This is a genomic window from Neobacillus vireti, from assembly GCF_001026695.1.
Classification (GTDB): Bacteria; Bacillota; Bacilli; order Bacillales; family Cytobacillaceae; genus Neobacillus; species Neobacillus vireti.
Genome location: NZ_LDNB01000002.1, coordinates 637,196 through 657,185 on the forward strand (window position 1 = coordinate 637,196; position 19,990 = coordinate 657,185).

At 35.9% G+C, this 19,990-nt stretch carries 21 protein-coding genes, 1 tRNA gene and 1 pseudogene; 12 read left to right on the top strand and 11 right to left on the bottom strand.

All coding sequences use genetic code 11. The annotated features are described in order from the left end of the window. Positions 1–93: 93 nt before the first annotated feature. Positions 94–714 carry a hypothetical protein gene (locus tag AA980_RS03435; RefSeq protein WP_024029865.1) on the bottom strand — a complete coding sequence of 207 codons (621 nt, stop codon included), beginning with the start codon at positions 712–714 and terminating at the stop codon, positions 94–96. Between the two features lie 112 nt (positions 715–826). Beyond that, positions 827–1,039, bottom strand: coding sequence for a hypothetical protein (locus tag AA980_RS03440; RefSeq protein WP_024029866.1), 213 nt, complete (start codon positions 1,037–1,039; stop codon positions 827–829). A gap of 697 nt (positions 1,040–1,736) precedes the next feature. On the opposite strand from AA980_RS03440, the gene AA980_RS03445 reads away from it, so the two are divergent. The 6 genes and pseudogenes from AA980_RS03445 (at position 1,737) to AA980_RS03470 (ending at position 8,302) form a co-directional block, all read left to right on the top strand. Further along, a complete protein-coding gene (locus AA980_RS03445; RefSeq protein WP_024029867.1) occupies positions 1,737–2,501 on the top strand; it encodes a hypothetical protein in 765 nt (254 codons plus the stop codon). A 45-nt stretch (positions 2,502–2,546) separates the two neighbouring features. Beyond that, positions 2,547–4,688, top strand: coding sequence for a DUF5906 domain-containing protein (locus AA980_RS03450; protein WP_024029868.1), 2,142 nt, complete (start codon positions 2,547–2,549; stop codon positions 4,686–4,688). A 306-nt stretch (positions 4,689–4,994) separates the two neighbouring features. After that, positions 4,995–5,360 carry a hypothetical protein gene (locus tag AA980_RS03455; RefSeq protein WP_024029869.1) on the top strand — a complete coding sequence of 122 codons (366 nt, stop codon included), beginning with the start codon at positions 4,995–4,997 and terminating at the stop codon, positions 5,358–5,360. A gap of 434 nt (positions 5,361–5,794) precedes the next feature. Further along, the gene (locus tag AA980_RS03460; RefSeq protein ID WP_024029870.1) at positions 5,795–6,136 is read left to right on the top strand and encodes a nucleoside triphosphate pyrophosphohydrolase family protein; all 342 of its coding nucleotides are present in this window, start codon (positions 5,795–5,797) and stop codon (positions 6,134–6,136) included. Between the two features lie 225 nt (positions 6,137–6,361). Beyond that, positions 6,362–6,915 (top strand): annotated as a pseudogene (locus AA980_RS03465) (recombinase family protein). A gap of 61 nt (positions 6,916–6,976) precedes the next feature. Next, positions 6,977–8,302 carry a DNA cytosine methyltransferase gene (locus AA980_RS03470; RefSeq protein ID WP_024029873.1) on the top strand — a complete coding sequence of 442 codons (1,326 nt, stop codon included), beginning with the start codon at positions 6,977–6,979 and terminating at the stop codon, positions 8,300–8,302. Between the two features lie 47 nt (positions 8,303–8,349). Here the strand turns inward: AA980_RS03470 and AA980_RS03475 are convergent, their stop codons facing one another. Then, positions 8,350–9,369: a helix-turn-helix domain-containing protein gene (locus AA980_RS03475; protein WP_024029874.1), complete on the bottom strand. Its 1,020-nt coding sequence runs from the start codon at positions 9,367–9,369 to the stop codon at positions 8,350–8,352. A gap of 472 nt (positions 9,370–9,841) precedes the next feature. Between AA980_RS03475 and AA980_RS03485 the strand changes: the two genes are divergently transcribed. From AA980_RS03485 to AA980_RS26770, 3 genes are all read left to right on the top strand, one after another. Further along, positions 9,842–10,156 carry a hypothetical protein gene (locus AA980_RS03485; protein WP_024029875.1) on the top strand — a complete coding sequence of 105 codons (315 nt, stop codon included), beginning with the start codon at positions 9,842–9,844 and terminating at the stop codon, positions 10,154–10,156. A gap of 4 nt (positions 10,157–10,160) precedes the next feature. Continuing rightward, positions 10,161–11,033, top strand: coding sequence for a RipA family octameric membrane protein (locus AA980_RS25620; RefSeq protein WP_024029876.1), 873 nt, complete (start codon positions 10,161–10,163; stop codon positions 11,031–11,033). A gap of 189 nt (positions 11,034–11,222) precedes the next feature. Beyond that, positions 11,223–11,319 (top strand) — tRNA-Sec (locus AA980_RS26770). Between the two features lie 174 nt (positions 11,320–11,493). Here AA980_RS26770 and AA980_RS03495 read toward each other — a convergent pair. From AA980_RS03495 to AA980_RS03515, 7 genes are all read right to left on the bottom strand, one after another. Next, positions 11,494–12,393 carry a tyrosine-type recombinase/integrase gene (locus AA980_RS03495; RefSeq protein WP_235815176.1) on the bottom strand — a complete coding sequence of 300 codons (900 nt, stop codon included), beginning with the start codon at positions 12,391–12,393 and terminating at the stop codon, positions 11,494–11,496. Positions 12,394–12,525: 132 nt separating this feature from the next. After that, a complete protein-coding gene (locus tag AA980_RS26065) occupies positions 12,526–12,645 on the bottom strand; it encodes a YjcZ family sporulation protein (RefSeq protein ID WP_407937450.1) in 120 nt (39 codons plus the stop codon). 55 nt (positions 12,646–12,700) lie between these two features. After that, a complete protein-coding gene (locus AA980_RS26070) occupies positions 12,701–12,823 on the bottom strand; it encodes a YjcZ family sporulation protein (RefSeq protein ID WP_082195599.1) in 123 nt (40 codons plus the stop codon). Positions 12,824–13,106: 283 nt separating this feature from the next. Further along, positions 13,107–13,541 (bottom strand): DnaB-like helicase C-terminal domain-containing protein, encoded by a 435-nt coding sequence (locus AA980_RS27675; protein ID WP_330217794.1) that lies wholly within the window; start codon positions 13,539–13,541, stop codon positions 13,107–13,109. A gap of 22 nt (positions 13,542–13,563) precedes the next feature. Then, the gene (locus AA980_RS27680) at positions 13,564–13,983 is read right to left on the bottom strand and encodes a DnaB-like helicase N-terminal domain-containing protein (RefSeq protein ID WP_235815121.1); all 420 of its coding nucleotides are present in this window, start codon (positions 13,981–13,983) and stop codon (positions 13,564–13,566) included. Next, positions 13,904–14,242, bottom strand: coding sequence for a replicative helicase loader/inhibitor (locus tag AA980_RS25625; RefSeq protein WP_024027418.1), 339 nt, complete (start codon positions 14,240–14,242; stop codon positions 13,904–13,906). Before AA980_RS25625 ends, AA980_RS27680 begins: the two co-directional genes overlap by 80 nt. Continuing rightward, on the bottom strand, positions 14,239–15,153 hold the full coding sequence (locus AA980_RS03515) for a hypothetical protein (protein WP_024027417.1): 915 nt from the start codon (positions 15,151–15,153) through the stop codon (positions 14,239–14,241). Before AA980_RS03515 ends, AA980_RS25625 begins: the two co-directional genes overlap by 4 nt. A 334-nt stretch (positions 15,154–15,487) precedes the next feature. Here AA980_RS03515 and AA980_RS03520 point away from each other — a divergent pair, with 334 nt between their 5' ends. Further along, entirely contained in the window at positions 15,488–16,561 is a 1,074-nt protein-coding gene (locus AA980_RS03520) for a cytochrome-c peroxidase (protein WP_024027416.1), read from the top strand. Between the two features lie 115 nt (positions 16,562–16,676). Here the strand turns inward: AA980_RS03520 and AA980_RS03525 are convergent, their stop codons facing one another. Further along, entirely contained in the window at positions 16,677–17,309 is a 633-nt protein-coding gene (locus tag AA980_RS03525; protein ID WP_024027415.1) for a LysE family transporter, read from the bottom strand. Between the two features lie 374 nt (positions 17,310–17,683). On the opposite strand from AA980_RS03525, the gene AA980_RS03530 reads away from it, so the two are divergent. Beyond that, entirely contained in the window at positions 17,684–19,048 is a 1,365-nt protein-coding gene (locus AA980_RS03530; RefSeq protein WP_024027414.1) for an amino acid permease, read from the top strand. A gap of 124 nt (positions 19,049–19,172) precedes the next feature. Next, entirely contained in the window at positions 19,173–19,766 is a 594-nt protein-coding gene (locus tag AA980_RS03535; protein ID WP_024027413.1) for a YdeI/OmpD-associated family protein, read from the top strand. Positions 19,767–19,990: the final 224 nt, after the last annotated feature.

The following is a 19,990-nucleotide window of genomic DNA, read 5'->3' on the forward strand; positions in this document are numbered from 1 at the left end:
TTTGCTGTCGTAAAAAAGGTACATCACTAGGATAAAGTGGTGTACCCTTTCTACTTTTATAAAGTCCCGGTATGAATTATACCTGGAATTAAATTAACTTAATTCATCAATCTTAACTGACGGAATCCTATCAAGTTTATGCTCTATAATCATACCAGCACTTCGTGAAGTAAGGTCTGAAAGTGTAGCATACATTTCATGATTAGCTTTATATTCAGCCAAGAAAGCATTTCGTGCTTGAACAAATACTTCTTGTGCCTTTATAGCTGCTTCATATAATTCCATTTCACGTTTAGCTAAAGGGTTATATACTGAAGCAAGAATGTCTAAGTCACTTTCTGGAATATCTAACTTCCACGCTTGCGAATTCCTTGACTTCATGAATAATGTTTTGATTTCTTTATCAAGAATTTCAATTTCAGCATCACATTCAATTTTTGCACGAAGGACTTTCCTGTCCATGCTTTTTTGATATTGTTCCTCCAATGTTGCCGACTGTTCCTGCAGATCAATTAACTCGTTTTTCTTTTCAACAATTTCATGTTGAATATTTTCAACACGGTCTATGTGATTGGCAAGTTTTTCAACTACTGCAGCCGCTGCTTTATTTTTCATTACTTTTGGAATCCTGGAAATATATAATTCCTTTAGGTTTGATTTTGGAATGTTCAATACTTCTTTATCTTCTTTAAATCCTGCGTGAATAATGCTCATTATGTTCTATCCCCTTGATAAGTAAATTTTTATTTAGGTAATCATCAAATGCTTTAAAGGGTGTGCCGAGAGCCTAACCTCGACAGGCTTAACACCCTCTAAAACACTTGAACTACTTTTTGTATCTCTTTTGCTGAAATTTTGCTTGTTTGATATATGCTTCCATCTCGTTCAATTGACTTTCAGCTCTGAAATCCTTTACAAGAACTTTTTTGACCAGTTCATGATTTTGATAATGATACAGAAATTTTTTCCCATCTTTAATAACTGTTCGAATCTCAATATTAGGTACACCTTCAAAAATCCTTGTTTCCTTTAACTTCATGTTGCTCACCCCTTTCGGTTAGATTTTTTATGACAAGCCTTTCACCTTGTCCTGCCTCTCTGTTTCCTAATTTAAAAAAATGAAAGTGGAATCCGCAGTGTTAAATGACCGTTATGATTTTCCCGGTTGCTACACATACCGGGAAATTGGAAATCTATGAAACTTAAAGGAGTTGTATTGGCTATCTCACGACGGTCACATAATAGAAAAACAAAATAAACCTTGGTGTGTTATTACCGAAACAGATCTCTGACAAAACAGAGCTGGGAATTTGATAAATAGCTTTAAACTAATTACAACGCATCCCAGCAAGCGTTTGATTGGATGCCGTACTAACTAGAGGACTCGCCCAAAATCCTTACATATATGTCCCGGAAAATTGCAAATTCTAACCGCCTCTTGTGGATAACTCAAAATTATTTTTCTTAAAAACTCTTCTATTTCGGAAGGGTTATTTTTTTGTGCAAAAAAGCAGCCATTAAAGATAGTTAAACAAGTACGGAACACCCTTTGAAAATATTTTTTTAAGATGAATTGTGAATTTTCAATTGCCCTAACGACACAACCCCCGAAAGCAGATGTTCAATTCGTTGTGAATTACAGTTTTTCATTACGATATTCCGGTTGAAGGAGGGATTTAATAAAAAGCAGATTGTTCCAGAAAATCCCTTTGTGAAAAAAAGAAGAGGTGAAAAGGGTGAGAAATGATTATCTGTACACAATCCAAGGGACAGGAACGAAAATCAACTATGGAATTGACAAAGCATTGGAGCAACAAACCGAGCAAATAGCTGGGAAACTTCAAACTACCAACTATAAACGAGAAAAACCTCTTAGTGTTTGGGCCGGAAAAGTGGATTTGGACTGGATTCTTAATAACAATGAGCAAGGGTCAATAGGCAGCCTAGCTAATAAGGAAACGGTACTTGAACAAATTCGTTTACAAGTGAAATGGTTTTTTAATAGCGGTGGCAATGCAAGTGGTAGCAATGAGGGGGTTACCGAGAATATGGCACTGGCTTACGAATTATGGATTAATCAAGGTTTAACCTTATCAGCAATTGGTAAACTGTTAAACACCTCGCAACAAACAGTTACTAAGTGGCTTGTTAAATTTTTTTCAATTGTCAATCTAAAACTGACGGTGGGATTACATTGTAAAAGTAAGCTACTTGATAGATTCATAGTTCCTGAGGTGCTTAGTTTACGTATGGCAGCACAACGCAAGCGAGCCTGGAAACGAGCCAATAAGGGCAACAAGGCAGTTCGGCAGTATGTCCAAATGGAGGGTTTGACGGTGGCTTTTAATGGTGGGAGATACGATACAGGGTTCATAGTAACTAAGGAATATATGAACCATGCTTTAAATTCATCGTTTACTTGGGAATGCCAGAGTGGGCAAGCCAACCTTCCATTGAATGCCACAAGGGAGAAACAACTGCCGATTCCAAGAGATTTTTAAGGAAATAGAAGATAAGGAAAATTACAGCTAGAGGAGGAAATTCTGATGGAATACGGAAAGGTTAGGGCATCTGTCGATTCTGTTCTACCAGGTGCAAAATTGATTCAATTGAAAGGATTTGCAAATGGGAATGAAAATTATAATGTTGCAAAGGAAACCATTACTAAGGGATATACAAAAGAGGATTTTCAAGGTTTATCAGATAAACAAGCAGACATTAGAGACATGGGGAAATATTGGATTGGTGCTGTTATTTCAATGGGATATATCGTGATAGATTCCGATAATGCGGCTGAAGGTGAGCGGATTTACAGACTGTTAAAAGGGGAGGATATTTCATTTCATGCTATTAGGACTCCTAAGGGGCATCAATTCATATTCAAATACACCGGAGAACCTTTTAATCAATCGGTTAAATGGTTTACCACACTAGGGGTCACAATCGATACTAGGAACGCACAAAAAGGGTATATCGTTTTTCCAACAGACAACACAGAAGGACGAGTTATTGAGCATGTTTCAAATAAGCCCTTGGACGAGCTGCCACATTATCTGATTCCTCGTAGGGTTGCAGATTCCATTCGGGATAACAACACCGGGTTTATTGATACATTTTCGTTAAACGATGGTTCAAGGGATGTCATGATGACTAAATGGCGAGGACGTTTTTGGGCTTGGAATATGAACGAAGAACAATATCGAGAGTCAATGTTGCTTATATGGAAATATTTTATCGATGATAAGGATTCCTTTCTAGAACAACAAATGGAAAAACACATCGAAAAAGGGATGGAATTTGTATACACCCCTGCGCTGAAAACATCCAACGAACTCCAAACAATTAATAGCGGTGATTGGTGGGTTATTTCTGATAAAGGGTCACAAAAATTCCTTCATTATGTAATGGCTGATTACATCGCGGAAAACTTTAATATCATACGTTACGGTGATGAGAGCGGTATTCTCTATTATTACGACAACAATGATGGATTCTATAAAATGGATCCTCATTGGAAGCTATTAAACTGGCAGATTCGGACATTAGATAAAACTTTAACTATCCAACAAGTGAAAGAGGTTGCTACCTCAATTTACGAATCAGCACCAGTAATTAAAGAATGGCATCGTACTCACATACCTTTGAAAAATGGTCTATGGGATATTGAGAAGCGTGAACTTGTTCCGTTTACTCATGATGTTTTCCTTGATTACAAGATTAATATTGATTGGAATGCTGATGCTTATTCTGGGTTTATAGATGAAACGCTTAATAAAATTTCGAACTTGGACGTTCCAACTCGTGCCAATCTTGAGGAATGTTTAGGCAGCATCATTTCACCCGATTTATTATCAAGATTTGTATGGTTCTTGTTTGGTCGGACTGCACACAATGGGAAATCATTCTTTTTATATCTAATTTCACAATTGCTGTCTGATAACTTTATTTCCACACTTTCACCGCACGATGTGGCAAAGAGCCAATTTAAGATATCAGAAATGTACGGTAAGAAAGTAAATCTTGTTGATGAGGTCGGAGATAGGGCAATTCCAGACTTCGACAAGATCAAGTTACTTATTACAGGTGGTTTGGCAACAATCGAGTTTAAGGGTAAAGGCGGTTTCACCGTTAAATTGGAAGTACCACAGGTTTGGGCATCCAACTTCTTTCCAAACATTAAGGAAGAAGGGGACCAGGTTAATAGACGTTTGGAAATCATTCCTTTTGATTTCAACTTCAAAAACGATCCGAACAAATTGGCTGATACCGTTGCCGAACGCAAAGCAAGTTCAGATCAATCAAAAGAATATTTACTGAAGTTAGCAATTGAAGGAATGTATCGTCTGATTGAAAACGATGGTAACCCTTCACCGAACGAAAAACGCAATCAGCAGAAGGAGGAGTTTAAGCAGAACAACGACAAATTAGGTGAATGGCTTGATACACGTAATATCATCGCTGCTGACGGTTGTTACAACGAGATTGATTACATGTCCGCAACGGAAATATACAAGCTTTACACTTCCTGGTGCTTTGAAAATGATGAGAGGTTTCCGTATGGCAAAACACGTTTCAAGAATGAGATGATGAAACGCTTCAACCTTACATGTATTAAAAAGCGATTGATTGATGTCAAAACAGGTAAAGAAGTTGGAAATCCTGTTGTCCGTTATGTAATTAAGGAATAATCTTGTTCCAAAATAGTTTATTTTGTTCCAGTTTTTAAACGGTTTGGAACAACTTTGGAACAGGAAAAAAGGCTTTATATCAAGGGTTTAAGCAATCTTGTTCCATTGTTCCAATAATTTTTAATATCTCTTTTAGTAGAAATAATTTTGTATATTACTACTCTACTATTATGGATATAAAATTCACTGGAACAATGGAACATTGGAACAAACGTTGCTATGACGGTGTTTATAGGCAGTACAGATTGGAACAAGGAAATAAATATTGGAACAAAGACAAAAAAAACTAAAGGCAGGTAAATTAACATGAAGAAACCAAATGAACATTTAAACCACATTGTTAGAAGTCTAAACCTATTCACTGATGGAATAGAAAAAGCATACCGTATCGAACACGATAATGCAGGATTTTACATTAAGCGAATATTTAATGATAAATATACCTTAACGATTCGTAGTGATTGGAGTTTTTACACCAGCATTAATATTATTTTATTCAGATATGGTACACATATCGATAGGGTACAGTTAAAAATTCGAGCAACTGATGCCTATAAAATTCACCATATAATCCAAGACCTCGAAAAACTGGTTGCAATGAACTGGGACGGCTCATATAGAGACCAAGTAAACGATTTAAAACATGGCGAACTTTGTTGGTACAACCAATAAGCAGCTATTTTCATTAAATTATATAACGTTGTTGTGTGAAGACTCTCAGATCAATTGGGAGTCTTCTTTTGCTGATAAAAGCCCCCCTAAAGTGGATTTTCATTTTAGTGACCCCAACCACGACCGCAGCCTGATAATAAGGCACAAAATGTTCCCTAAATGAAACTTTTTTCATCAGGTGTTAGTTAATCACTACTTCACTTCAATGGAGCGGACACGAATGTATAAAAACAAAGATTTGTAAAAGGACTAATGTGCGTTAATTCTTAAAACTCTCAAAATCCCTTTCCTTGTTTTTTTATGTTATTACAATTTTTAATATTAATTAGAAGCTGAATATGCAACGACTTTGTTTATAATAAATATATAAATTTTAAAGGGGAACATACAACATGAAAGAAATACAATCATTTTAAAAAAAATATCATTCAGAGATGGGGTGGGAAATAAATGACAAAAATTATGAAAGAAGTAAAGCTTCATTACTCAATAATTATATGTTGCTAACAACTGAAATAGCTGAAGTTGCAGAAGAACTAAGAAAAACTTTTAATATAACAAACCACTCTATCAAAAGTGGAATTGACGAGAACATTGCATTTAATTTGGCAAAAGAACAAGTTAAAACAGATATTGGCAAGGAGTTTGCAGATTGTTTAGCCTATATCTGTAAAATTGCTAACTTCTTTGAAATTAACTTAGAAGAAAGTTTTTACTTTAAGATGGAAGAGGTTAGAAATCGCAAAAATAAAGACGTGCGTCTAGAGCGAAAGTGAGAATGGGTATGAAAAATAAATTCTGTTTAGGGTTTTATGCTTTTTAAATATAATAAATCTCTTAAATGTATAATTTAAACGTGGATCATTTTTCTTTATACTTCTTTACGAGTAAATAATTTGATTGGTGACAAAACTAGATAGTATTGACACTTAATTTTATCTGCATTAAAATTATGGAGTTTAATAGGGTAAACATTGTCACATAAATAAGAGGGGAATGAGATGAAATTCGGATATGCTAGGGAATCAACCTTTGCTCAAGATTTGACAGTTCAAAATGAAGAATTAAAAAAAGAAGGTTGCGAAGTCATCTTTGAAGAGAAGGTTACAGGAACAAAAACCGGTAGATCCAATTTCGAGAAGTTACTCGAAAAATTACAAGAGGGTGACACATTAGTGGTTACAAAGCAAGACCGACTTGCACTTAACACAAAAAGGGTATTGAAATTATTGAGGGTCTTTTTAAAAAGGATGTAAAGGTTCATGTGCTAAATATAGGTTTATTGGAAAACACGACAATGGGAATGTTCTTCTTACAAACTCTTCTTGCAGTAGTTTAAATGGAAAAAAATCTAATAATCGAACGAACAAAAGAAGGAAAAGCACTTGCAATGCAAAGAGAAGATTTTAGAGAGGGTCGACCCAGGAAACATACAAAGGAACAAGTACAGCATGCCCTAAAGCTGCTTAAGACTCACACATACAAAGAAGTCGAAGAAATTACTGGTATTACGAAGAGAACACTTATACGAAGAAAGAATGAAAAAGTAAAATAAAGTTGGGTCTAAATATAATTATTAATTGGTGTTATAATAGTTTTTATAGAGGTGAAATTAATTGAACGCAATTAGTCTTTTTAGTTCAGCAGGAATTGGGGATTTAGGGTTACATACAAACGGGATTAACACTGTAGTTAACAGTGAAATTCTTCCTGATAGGATGGAACTGTTTTCGGCCAATTTCCCGCAGAGTAAGAATTTTTTGGGGGATATCTGGGAGACCAAGGAAGATATCATCAAGTATTATAAGGAGAATTACGATGAAGAGTTATTCCTTTTGTTAGCAACTCCCCCATGTCAAGGAATGTCACCTAACGGTGCAGGAAAACTATTAAGTGAATATAGAAAGGGATTAAGACCGAAATTGGATGAGAGAAATCGTCTAATTATTCCTACTTTGGATGTTATCACTGCTCTTAAACCTAAATGGGTTGTATTTGAAAATGTTCCTAAGATGAAAGATACTGTAATATTAGATGAAAATGATAGATTAGTTAATATAATTGAGTATATAAGAGAAAGACTAGGCACTGACTATGTAGGAGGTGCTGAAGTAGTAGATGTAGCAGATTATGGAGTTCCTCAAAATCGAAAAAGATTGATAACTATATTTACTCGTTCTGAAGTAGGAAAGGAATACTTTGATATAACGGGAAGCTTTATACCAGAGTCAACTCATTCTCAAAATGGAAAAAATGGAAAGAGGAAATGGTTAACGCTTAGAGAGGCAATATTTGGATTACCTGAATTAGAAGGAAGAAAAGGAAAAGAAAAGGACTCTTCTTTTCATGAATTGCATTTTGTAAATCTATTGGATGATAAAAAATACACTTGGGTTAAACATACTCCAGAAGGTGATACAGCATTTAACAATCAGTGCATAAACCCCCATTGTGGATTTGCAGGCAATAGAAAGCATGGTGCTACTATAGATAAGAAAGATGGTATTAACAAATATAATACTGATACTCCACTTTATTGTGAAAAATGTAACTCGCTTCTGCCACGTCCATATACAGAGGATAAGTCAGGAAATATAAGAATAATGAAGGGTTATACCAGTGCTTATAAAAGAATGTTTTGGGATGAACCCGCTAGTACATTAACCATGAACTTCCAATACGCATGTTCTGATAATAAGCTACATCCAGAGCAAAATAGGGTTTTGTCAATATACGAAGCGACTATAATACAGACTATTAATAATTATAATTACTCATTTAAAATTAATGGGAAACTTGTAAAGACGGGTTTAATTCGTGATTCTATTGGTGAAAGTGTTCCACCTAAGCTAATTGATATGGTTTGTTCCAATATTTTATCCATAGAACGAGTAGAACACAATCGTTTCAAAGATGCATATAAACAATTAGCATTACTATAGCAGGAGCTTTTCACTCCTGCTTTTTTACCTTTAAAAAGTTAATTTACTTACTTTATGTTATATCCAATCCATTTTCGATTAGACAATGTGGATATGTAGTCTTCATCTTCTATTACAGCAATCCAGTTTTCGCACATTTTTTTAACGCCGCCAGAATTCATAATAGAAACACTGGTCGTTCTTCCTCCGTTCTCTTTTGGTTGAACAATTTTACCCCAGTCATCTTCAGTTAAATCATTTCTATAAAAAACAGCACAGATCGTAGGAAGACCGTCTAAAAAATCCCAGTAAATTGAAATTAGGTTGTTTGTTTCTCGGTGATGGGCTTTCCAATCAAACCCAATCAGCTTATGAACTCTTTGTTCACCAATTAATGGTTTAGACATCACTTTTGCAGAAGGGGTAGAGCCGCAAGTCGCTTTTACTTCTAATCCCCCATACTTAAATGGACTAAACAAACTTTTTTCTTTTGGATATAACTTTCCATCTACAACATCTACAATTGAGTTAAAATAAGAAAGAGATTCTTCGGAATTAACAAGCAATAAGTCAGGATATCCGTCTTGATGAGGGTTTTTAAACAAGCCTTTATTCGAAACTAGTTCAAGGCTGCTGACGAAAAATTCTCCAATAAATCCACTTAAGTTTCGCATACCCAATGCTTCAAATACTTCAACACCAGACTCAGTAGTTATATCACTAAGCCTTTTAAGATTTGTATTTGTTGCTATGACAGCCTCTACAATCTGCTCCTTAGACAAAATAACCTCATCATGTAAGATTACATCAGCGTTGTTATTTACTACATAACTGTACATTTCACTTTTCCTCTTTTCATTTAGATGACTGTTTGATAGTTCCAATTCCTTAAATAAATCAGATAATTTTGTATCCAAAGTTTTTGCAACCCTAGACAACACGTTAAGAGTAGGACTTCGAAGTCCACGCTCTAAAAGGCTTATATACGTTCGGTCTAGCTCACAAAATTCTGCTAGTTTTTCTTGAGTTAAGCCTTTTGTAAGCCTATGCCTTTGTATTAAAGACCCTAATGCTTTTTCAGATGACAACTTACCCTCCTCCTTTAGTACTGTTATTATCTACCAATCGACCTCTATCCTCTACAGACTATTGTCTGCAAAAATGTATTTTTTATTAAAAATAACTTTGGTTTATTAGGGTTTATTAAAACCCATGTATAAGTTAAAGGGTAAATTCATGATTTAATGGTTAGAAAATATTGATTAAAAATGAGGGAAAGGTCACGAACTCTTGGGCGTATATTAGTCGTTTATATGTATAAAGGACTAGAAAACCTTTTATAATGAATGGGTATGTTGAATATATTTTTAAAAGCAATGTATTTAATAAAATGGATTAATGGATTGTTGATGAAATCTTTATATTTAAAGAAAAGCCTAACAAACTCTTAAAATACTAAGGTAACGTTTATTATCAATTAGATTTATAAACATCTATTGAGTTAACAAAGACGTTATACAATGGTAAAATGTGTATATATTCTTAAGGGGGTTGAATCGATTGAAAGAACTAGGTCAAGGCTTAAATGGGTGGTTAGACGCTAATGGTACTTTTCATGAATGTGAATATGGAAAACACAGTGAGTTTGCAGCTAAGATGAACGTTAAAGGGGCAGTACTTCAGGACAACAATTGGATAAACTTCAGTTCTAAGAAATTTGAACTAGGTGGTTCCGACCATTGTGTTGCCGGGATATATTCAGAACCAACTGAAGAACAAATTGAATGGTTAAAAAACAATATGGGTAAATTAGATAAACAACAGGTTGAAGATATTAAGGATGCGTTTAGCTTCTATAAGGTAATAGGGGATTAGTAGTATGAAAGAAATAAATTTAAAACAATATCAGAAGTCTTTTAAATTGAATGAAAACGATAGTACTAACAAGATAAATGGTACAAAGGTAAAAAACTCAAGTTCGAAAGAAGACAGAACTGGTAAATCAAATTCCAATGAACTTACAAAAGAAGCACTTAAACAGGCACTTGATATTAGAAAGTTTGAAATAGATATGTACTGGAAAAGGGCTACTTACTTTTGGACGATTATAGGTGTTATTTTTGCAGGTTATTTTCTTTTAATGAGTAAAGAAATATTAAATTCCCAACCAACTTTAATTTTTCTTTTAAATTGTATAGGATTTATTTTTTCATTGAGTTGGTACTTAGTTAATAGAGGTAGTAAGTTTTGGCAGAATAACTGGGAGAGACACGTTGACTTACTCGAGGATCAGGTAATGGGACCGCTGTATAAAACAGTAATACAAAACAGTAATTTAAAGATTCATCACTTTCATAAAGAGTATAATTATTCTGTATCTAAAATTAATCAAATATTAAGTTTGATAGTTACAATTATTTGGGCGCTAATGGGTATTTTTTACATTATTAATTATGGGTTTAACTTTTCAATAGCGAAGAAATTAACGTACATATTAAAACATAACTTTCACTACACCTTAAAACACGAAAATGGTTACCTTTTAATATTGATTGCTTTATGTACGATTATTGCTTCATATCTTTTGCACAGATATGGAAAATCAGATTCAGTTAACCAAGGAGTAGGAACATCTGAAAAATCGGATTCGGAAAACAAAGGTTTTAGGAAAACCAAGAAATCAAAATTCAAAATAAAAGCTTCAGGGGAATCTGAAATTAGACAAAGAGAAAATAAGGTGTGGAAATCTTAAGCATATTCTCATATAGTTCAAAAATGTTTTAAGCTGCTTTTTATGTATTTCAATATATTATAAGACTTGAAAATAGTGAATACTTCCTACATAATAGAGACTGTGATGATTAAGAGTAATACTGGCGAGAACTTTGCAAAAAGCCTTGCGAGGAATACGCTAGGAACGTTGATATAACAGCTTTCCAGAGGGGCTGAATGGGGTACTGGTGTCCTCCACAGTCTTCAAAACTGCTTGAGACCTGCGTGCCAGGTCTGGTGGGTTCGATTCCCACGCAGTCCCGCCAAAGTACCCTAAACAATTCAATTAATGTTTGCCAATCCCAATCATATCAAGGGTTTGGCGTTTTTTTATTTTTTGCTGTTTCCTAAAGAAAACGAGAGTTTTAGAATTTATTTTGCATTTTTTTTGCACCAAATAGATCTGCCATGGTTTCATCAACTATTCGAGTTTCTACCTGTTACAATTCGTCCATGATATGGGAATAAGTTTGTAACGTGGTGACAATATCATTATGACCAAGTCTACGGGATACATATTTTATATTAACCTTTTTAAAAAGAAAAGTTGATGCGTGGGTATGGTGGAGCCCATGACACGTTATTTCTGTAACTCCGACCACACGACAGAGCGCTTTTAAAGTTTTGTTAGCCGCATTATTTGAAACGAGTTTCATCTTATTGTTCACGAAAACTAAATTTTTCTTGTTTTTTAGACCAGTTTGTTTAATGACTTTATCTTGATCGTTGAGCAGATCTTTAAGAATATCACACATATCTTTATCAATTGTGATGGTTCGCATTGATGCGTAGTTTTTGGTATCACTAAAATCATTTTTATTTTTTAAATCCCAAGTTTTGTTGATTGTGATTGTTTGATTGGTAAAGTCGACGCAGTCCCAGGTCATTCCAAGGATTTCGGAAAAACGTGCTCCCGTGGAGATGCCGAATAATATGATATACCGGGAAATATACCGTGGCTTCAAATTCTTCTTTGTCTCAGCGACAAGCAGTTTCAATTCTCCATAATTCAAATGCTTTAAATCCTCTGCTTTTTCCTTCTTTTCTCCCTTTACTGTTACCTTATAAGTTGGACTTTTGGAAATTACTCCATCTTCTCGGGCAACTGATATGCAATGCTTTATATATAAATTCCGTTTTCGCAATGTTTCATTTGCGTATTTTGGAGCAAGTTCATTGATAAATTTTTGGTACATATCGCGCGTTAAGTCTTTCCAATCACTGATAATGACGGATAAAGATGGCGCTATTGTAGAGTAAATAATAAACTTAATAGTTTGGCCAAAAGAATAATATCCAGATATTTTAAATTTGGGCTTCGTTAAATTGATTATGTACATGGTTTCCTGCATACACTATGATTAACCTTAGCCTCACCGCTATATCCCTTGTCAGGAATAAAGCACAAAGACATGAAAAAGCCCTCTAAAAAATCAGTAGGGCTTTTTTATCGAATGAATCAGAGCCTAAATTTAATAAAAAATTGCTGCTCCGATGATGATTAATAAGATGAACAATACAACGATTAAGGCGAAACCTCCGCCGTAACCAAAACCTCCACCGTAACCTCCGCCGTAACCGTAACCACCGATTCCACAGCCGCCGAAACACATAGAAAATCCCCCCATTCAATATAATTTTAGTTACTCAATAATACCCACCGCCGTAGCCGCCATAGCCACCTCCCATAAAGGAAGCTCCTATAATGATAAGTAGGATGAACAATACAACAATCAATGCAAATCCACTGCCGTAAGCTCCATCACTCATGAAAAACCCCTCCTCCCCTGTTGCATATAACAAATTATGTTTAATGGAAAAAAGTTGGTAGGGCACCTGTCCTAAAAGAATGAGCCATGCTGTTATTTTTATAACGCCAAATTTTGCAACAAAAAAACCCATCTATTAGAGGAGCTAAAAAGGTAAATTATCATTTATTGCTTATTTATTTCTTCTTGCTCAAGATCCTTCACCAGCTGCGTAATGTCCTTGTCACCTTCCACGTGGTAAGACAAATCTTTCTTAATCTGCGTCCTAAACTCGTAAGCCCTCCCTACACTAAATAATCCCGAAAACGGCTATAGTTCTTTTCAAACGCCAGCTTAATCACCCCCACAGGACCGTTCCGATGCTTGGCAATATTCAGGTTAATCAGCTCGCACTTATCCGGGCTCACCTGATCAAACTCATCCCGGCTTATTAGCATGATTACATCGGCATCCTGCTCAATGCTTCCAGAATCCCGCAAATCTGACATTACCGGGCGTTTGTCCGTACGCTGCTCCACACCTCTGGACAATTGGGACAACAGGATAATCGGTACCTCATAATGTCTCGCAATCTGCTTTAACTCTCTTGTTATACAGCCAACCGCCAAATCCTGGCGTTCAAACCGCTTCGTTTGAGTAATGAGCTGTAAATAATCGATGACCACCAGGTGCCCGCCATTTGCGTGCTCCCGCTTCGTCTTCTGGATTGCTGAGCGAATGTCGGCAACTGTTTGCCGCGGCTCATTCTAATGTTGGCTCGTTTAGAAACTGGAACCCAGCCCTCTTGAGCATTCTTAGTTTATATTCGTTTAGTATAATGGTTTGATAGTGTTCATAGTTGTCTGCTTTGGGACAGCGGGTGATAATGTTATTCATATAACTAATACCGACATCTTCGCTGTTGCCTGTTAATTTTTCAGCCATTAAAATAATATCAATCGGCTTATTTTCATTTTGTAGTTCCTTCATCGCTTGAAACAGGAGCAGATTTCGTTGCTGCGAAAAATGGCATGGCTCTAAGGTGATTTCATGAATCAGTTCAGGAGCGAGAAAGACCGCACCTAATAGGATGCCTTCCGCTTCAAAAAGATTTTCTTGCTGCGTATTCGGCAAGCCAGTTTGGTATTGGTATTCGATTGGCATGGTTGCGTTCGCGTTCAATTCTCTCCCGTCCTTTCATCATCCATTCCTGCAGCTTTTCTGGAAAATCATTTTCTTCAAAAGGGAAGACTGCAATATCAGCAATCGCAGGTGGAAAAGGACTTTTTCGAATGTGGGTTTTCACCTTTGTCATTACCTGTTCATAATCCATTTCAGAACAGAATTGGAACCATTGCTGGACCGTCTCATCCATAAATATGCAGTTGGGATAAACCGATTCAATAAGTATTAAAAGTTTGACTACCTCTGCCTTGGTCATGGCGAATCCTCCTGTAAGCTAATTTTCCCTTCCTGAATCAGCCGCTCAACGCGATCAGTCATGGATTCTTTCTTTGTCTTTTTGGGCTGTTTACTGTTTTTCTCCGCTTCTAGTATTGTCAAAATGACCTTCTCGCAATACAATGCGCTGTTAATTTTTCCATTCGGATTCCTCCTGCGGTGCTCACGGAAAACTTCCTCTAATAAAGATTCTAGTTGCTCGATTTTCAATGGAAGCTCAGAGATTCTTTCAATCGCTAATTCATCTTTTCGATTCAAAAACACTCCATTATTTCGTAAGGTGATAAATCGGCTGGAAACCCGTTCGATTCGTATTTCCTTTTGCTTGGTATTGTTATCTGCGGGGATCCGGCATTTTTGATTATCGGTTTTTTCTTGGCGTTCATACGAGATGTTCTTCCAGTTTTCTGGATGAGGATGTTGATCATTATTTCTTACATTCTTAAATTCTTGATTTCTTTTATTTTGTTCCAGCTCTGTTTTGTTATCGTTCTCCGAGTGTTCCACATCCGTTTCGCGAAACGGAGGGCAAAAAAAATCACCAGTTCCGTCCAAACACTTAAAGTCATCGGAATTTACCACCGTAAAAAGGGTTCCCAAAGATGTTTCTTCAGCCAAAAGCAGCCCTTTTTTCACAAGTTTGTCGACTGCACGCTTTACTGTACTCTTAGCAATTGCTTTTTTTGCTCGTCCTTCTATGTACATCAAATCCTCGCCTAATTGGGAATAAGCTCTTACGTATTGACCTTTTTTTAACTTAATTCCATTCAAAACGATTCCATCAGCGTACGCTGCTTTCAATAAGATCCACACATAAAGCCGGAAAGCTGTTACGTTAAACCATAATTCATCATTCGTAAATTGCTTCGTCAATTTTACCCAGCCAGACATCTAACCATCTCCTAAAAATATTCTCACCTGTTATTTATAGAAAAATAGGAGAAAAGGACAAGTTCAAAAAATTTTTTTTGCAGGTTAGACAAATATTGAGTAGTTTCTAAGAATAAACTATACAAATATTTACAAAAAGCCCTTTTAGTTATGAACAATGCTTCACAATCGTGTTTTGAGTCGGCAAACAGAAGTGCCCTCAGTTGGATTAACGGTATTGTTCTACGAATATCACCTAACCCATTTACTTAAAATTTACATGAAATTCATTTTCTATTAATCTCCTATTATTAAAATAAAAGAGAATTTTTAAATAAATAATAGGGGACTGGAAATGAAAAGAATATTGAGTAAATACAAGTATATTTTGATTATTACAGGGATGGTAGCATGTATCATAATGGTCAGTGCTCTCAGTAATATTGGTTCCGCCGCATTTAAGAATATAGATAATAAGATTGGTTCTGACGCTTTGCCGAATGTAGATGACTACCTCCGGACAAAATTTGAAAAGCTGGGACTTGTTCCTGTTCCAGTAGAGAATCAGATGTCGGAGGAAAAGGTTGAGTTAGGAAAAATGCTTTTTTTTGATAAACGGCTGTCCGGAAATAATGAAGTAAGCTGTATTACATGTCATGCAGTAGACAAAGCCTTCACAGATGGGCGTGCGACTGCTGTTGGCGTAAAGGGGAGAGAAGGTCAACGGAATACCCCTACCGTTCTAAATTCTGCCTATTATGAAAAGCTTTTTTGGGATGGCAGAGCTACAAGTTTAGAGGAGCAGGCATTGGGTCCAATAACAAATCCAGTTGAAATGGACCAAGATTTAGATGAACTAGTGAAGGAATTGAAGGATGTACCGGAGTATAGGAGACTTTTTGCAAATGCTTTTCATGATGAAATTTCAACTAAACATATAGCAGATGCTTTAGCAAGCTTCGAGCGGACTCTTATTGTCAAAGATACGCCGTTTGACAACTATATACAAGGGGACAATAAAGCATTAACGACTCAAGAAAAATTAGGAATGGAAATCTTTGCTGGTAAAGGAAACTGCATGACATGTCATGCAGGAGCAAATTTTTCAGATAACGATTTTGATAATATAGGGATAAACAACAGAGATTTCGGACGTTTCTATGTAACCGATCAAGAAGAGGATAAGGGGGCATTTCGCTCCCCTCAACTTCGTGAACTTACCTATACTGCTCCGTACATGCATGATGGAAGCATGAAGACATTAGAAGAAGTAGTGAAACATTATAATGAAGGAAAGCACGTTGACCAATTTACTTCAGAGGATTTCAACCCTCTCAATCTTTCTGATAAGGAACAAGCAGCCCTAGTTGCTTTCCTTAAATCATTGAGTGGAAAACCAATAAAGATAGAAGAACCAAAGATCCCATAGAATTCACGATTTAACCTATAATAATCCCTTATGAAGAAGGTATGCGAAAACCATACGGTCTACATAAGGGATTTTTTTGGATTTGGTCATATTGTTTTGCATATTCTGGACATCTTTAACTCCAAAGTGCATAAATCCCTTGATATCCAAAATATATACCAAACACGATTAATGAAACTCCAGAAACAATAGAAATAGCGATTAAACTCTTAAGGCTTAGAAGTTTTCGAAACCCTGAAATGAGTGTTGCAACAAATATATCCCAAAAGATTAGACCAAGAAAGATCATACTACTGTACAACAAGAGCATTTCAGTACCGTTCGTTTGAATTGTTTTAGCTAAGATCGAGCCATAGATCCCTAACCAAAATAAAATCGATAAAGGGTTTGTAATCGATAGGATAAACCCTGTAAGAAAGCACGTAAATAAAGACTCCTTTTTTCTGCTGTAATTCAAGGTAATGTTATTTGAATTTTTAATACTCTCCATTCCTGAATAAATGAGAACAAATCCCCCAAATAGCCAGAGAAAGATTTGGATCATAGGAATATCTAGAAATTGAACCATGCCTAAATAAACCAAAGACATAAAAATTACATCTGCTATCAAGGCTCCAGTTCCAACACTCCACGAGTGCCAGAAGCCATTTTTAATCCCTTTATCCAAACGGGCAGAATTAACGGGTCCAATTGGAGCGGCTAATGTAAACCCTAAAATTAAGTAACTAAACAATATGCTTATGCTCAAAAAAGATCACTCCACGCCCATTGATTATCGAACTTGTACATTTTATGAGAAAAATTTAGACTCAAGTCCAAAAAATAAATTTTTCTTATAAAACTGGATGTATTCTCTAGCCCTTTTTAGATATAGAAATACGAAATTGCTCATTGAGCATTAGCGTTTTTCTGCTCTTTGGTTTTTTTTTCAAGGAATCCTAATACTATGAAAGTTAATAATAACTTAAGTGAATAATTATTTATCTGGGAAAACAAAGAACCCTTTTGCAGTATTGCAAAAATTTAAGATTTAATCCTTCCTTGGAACCCTAAAAGTGAAAGTATATAAGTAAATTGAAAAGTTTGTTTCTTAAAGGATTATTACATAAGGGGAGTTATTAAATGGAGTTTTTTATCCCAAGAGCTGGCGGTAAGAGTAAGGGGGAGGAGGGAGGAAATTTAAGTTGGTGGCAGTTGTCATTAATCGGGATTGGCTGTACGATTGGAACAGGTTTTTTTCTTGGGTTGACGATTGGTATAAAGGTAACCGGGTCCTCTATTGTCTTTTCATTTATTTTAGCTGCCTTAGGGACGTACGTTGTTTATAATTTATTAGCAAAGATGACTGCAGAGGATCCTCAAGATGGTTCGTTCTGCTACTATGCAAACAAAGCATACGGACGGTGGGCCGGATTTAGCTGCGGCTGGAATTATTGGTGCTCAAATATCTTGATTATGGGCAGCCAGCTGACCGCGCTTTCAATCCTATCAAGATTTTGGTTTCCGAATGTTCCACTTTGGCTCTTTGCGACGGGCTATGCGATTCTCTCCATTATTGTTGTAATAACAGGCAATAAAGGGTTTGATAAAGTGGAAAATGTATTAGCGATTATTAAAACAGCGGCTATAGTCATGTTTATTATTATCGCTGGTGCTGCTGTATTTGGCTGGATCCATGGTGATGTGGAACACCCTGGTTTTCCCCATTCAACAAAAGAACTATTTCCAGAAGGTTATAGAGGGTTTTGGGCTTCTTTAATCTATGCATTTTATGCATATGGAGGAATTGAAGTCATTGGCCTCATGGCGATGAGGCTAAAAAAGAAAGAGGATGCGCCTAAAGCTGGAATTATCATGTTGATTGTATTAGTCATTATTTATGTGATTTCAATCGGGCTTGCAGTCTATATGGCCGCTCATGGGGCGTTTACTGAAAAGGAAAGCCCTTTTGTCACAGCATTGGATAAATATCATTTTGCTTTTTTTCCGCATGTATTTAATGCGGCTATTATTTTGGCTGGATTTTCAACGATGACCGCTTCCTTGTTTGGGGTAACTACACTTCTTGTGACTTTAGCAGAAGGTGGTGATGCGCCATCCTTGTTTTCTAAAAAGCTTAAAAAGTTGAAAGAACTCCCAGTCCCATCTTTAGGACTGGCGACAATTGGATTAATTGCCTCCATTGTCACCGCATTACTGCTGCCGGGTAAGATATATGAATATATTACGACTGCAGCAGGGATTTTACTTCTCTTCAACTGGTCCTTTATTATCATTTCTGCGCTCCGTATTTTAGAAATTAAACTAGGGGGAAAAATGCTAGCTTTTTTAGGATTAGTTCTTATTCTTGCTGCGGTAAGCGGAACATTGATGGAAAAGAGTATTCGCACGGGTCTATTTGTAAGTTTATTAGTAGCCGCGATTATTGGATTAATTGCATTTATCATGCAAAAAACAGTCTGGAAGAAGGCAAGCCAAAAAGGATAGATGCAACGAAGGATACTAATGATGTATATTTAAGTTAAGCTATTAAAGTGACAGAAAGAATGCAGAAATTCAGATGTATATTCTTGACTGTCAGCTGATCGAAAAATTGGAGAGGTGTTTCTGGATGACAAATAGCAAAATGAATCCTAAGGTTGATGAATTTATAAGTAAGTCTAAAAAGTGGAAGGAAGCATATGAGCAGTTGAGAAATATCGTTCTTGAATGTGAGCTGATCGAAGAATTTAAGTGGATGCATCCTTGTTACATGTTTGAGAAAAAAAACGTCGTTTTAATTCACGGATTTAAAGAATATTGTGCACTTCTGTTTAACAAAGGTGCCTTATTAAAGGATACCCACGGGATTCTAATCCAACAAACGGAGAATGTACAGGCAGCACGCCAGATTCGGTTCACAAGTCTTCAAGAAATAGTTGAAATGGAAACCATCATAAAAGACTATATTTATGAAGCGATTGAAGTTGAAAAGGCCGGCCTGGAAGTGAATTTTAAGAAGACGACAGAATACATAATTCCTGAAGAATTACAAAATAAATTCTATGAAATTCCTGAATTGAAGACTGCTTTTGAAGCATTGACGCCGGGGCGGCAAAGAGCATACATTCTTTATTTTTCTTCGCCTAAACAATCCAAAACCCGAGAGTCAAGGATTGAAAAATATTTGGAGCAAATTCTCAATGGAAAGGGATTAAATGATTAGCATATTCGAATTACTGTGCACAAAAAGTGTGGCTTTTTTGCTATAAGAGGTCCACTTTTCTTGAGTAGGTGCACTAATAAAATATGGATTATTTTAGAGAGACGGAAATATACAAGCTTTTATACAGGTCTTGTATATTTCACGCTCTTTTTTTAAATATAGAAATTTTTATTTAAATTCGGACCGCCCCTCCCTACCTCTTTTTTCGTAAATTTTCCATACTA

Coding starts and splice junctions, on each gene's coding strand:
- AA980_RS25620 (WP_024029876.1), top strand. CDS start 10,161: ATGAAAGAAATAAATTTAAAACAATATCAGAAGTCTTTTAAATTGAAT.
- AA980_RS03515 (WP_024027417.1), bottom strand. CDS start 15,153: ATGTCTGGCTGGGTAAAATTGACGAAGCAATTTACGAATGATGAATTA.
- AA980_RS03530 (WP_024027414.1), top strand. CDS start 17,684: ATGGAGTTTTTTATCCCAAGAGCTGGCGGTAAGAGTAAGGGGGAGGAG.
- AA980_RS03495 (WP_235815176.1), bottom strand. CDS start 12,393: ATGTACATAATCAATTTAACGAAGCCCAAATTTAAAATATCTGGATAT.
- AA980_RS03440 (WP_024029866.1), bottom strand. CDS start 1,039: ATGAAGTTAAAGGAAACAAGGATTTTTGAAGGTGTACCTAATATTGAG.
- AA980_RS03460 (WP_024029870.1), top strand. CDS start 5,795: ATGGGGTGGGAAATAAATGACAAAAATTATGAAAGAAGTAAAGCTTCA.
- AA980_RS03450 (WP_024029868.1), top strand. CDS start 2,547: ATGGAATACGGAAAGGTTAGGGCATCTGTCGATTCTGTTCTACCAGGT.
- AA980_RS03455 (WP_024029869.1), top strand. CDS start 4,995: ATGAAGAAACCAAATGAACATTTAAACCACATTGTTAGAAGTCTAAAC.
- AA980_RS03435 (WP_024029865.1), bottom strand. CDS start 714: ATGAGCATTATTCACGCAGGATTTAAAGAAGATAAAGAAGTATTGAAC.
- AA980_RS26070 (WP_082195599.1), bottom strand. CDS start 12,823: ATGAGTGATGGAGCTTACGGCAGTGGATTTGCATTGATTGTTGTATTG.
- AA980_RS25625 (WP_024027418.1), bottom strand. CDS start 14,242: ATGACCAAGGCAGAGGTAGTCAAACTTTTAATACTTATTGAATCGGTT.
- AA980_RS03535 (WP_024027413.1), top strand. CDS start 19,173: ATGACAAATAGCAAAATGAATCCTAAGGTTGATGAATTTATAAGTAAG.
- AA980_RS03520 (WP_024027416.1), top strand. CDS start 15,488: ATGAAAAGAATATTGAGTAAATACAAGTATATTTTGATTATTACAGGG.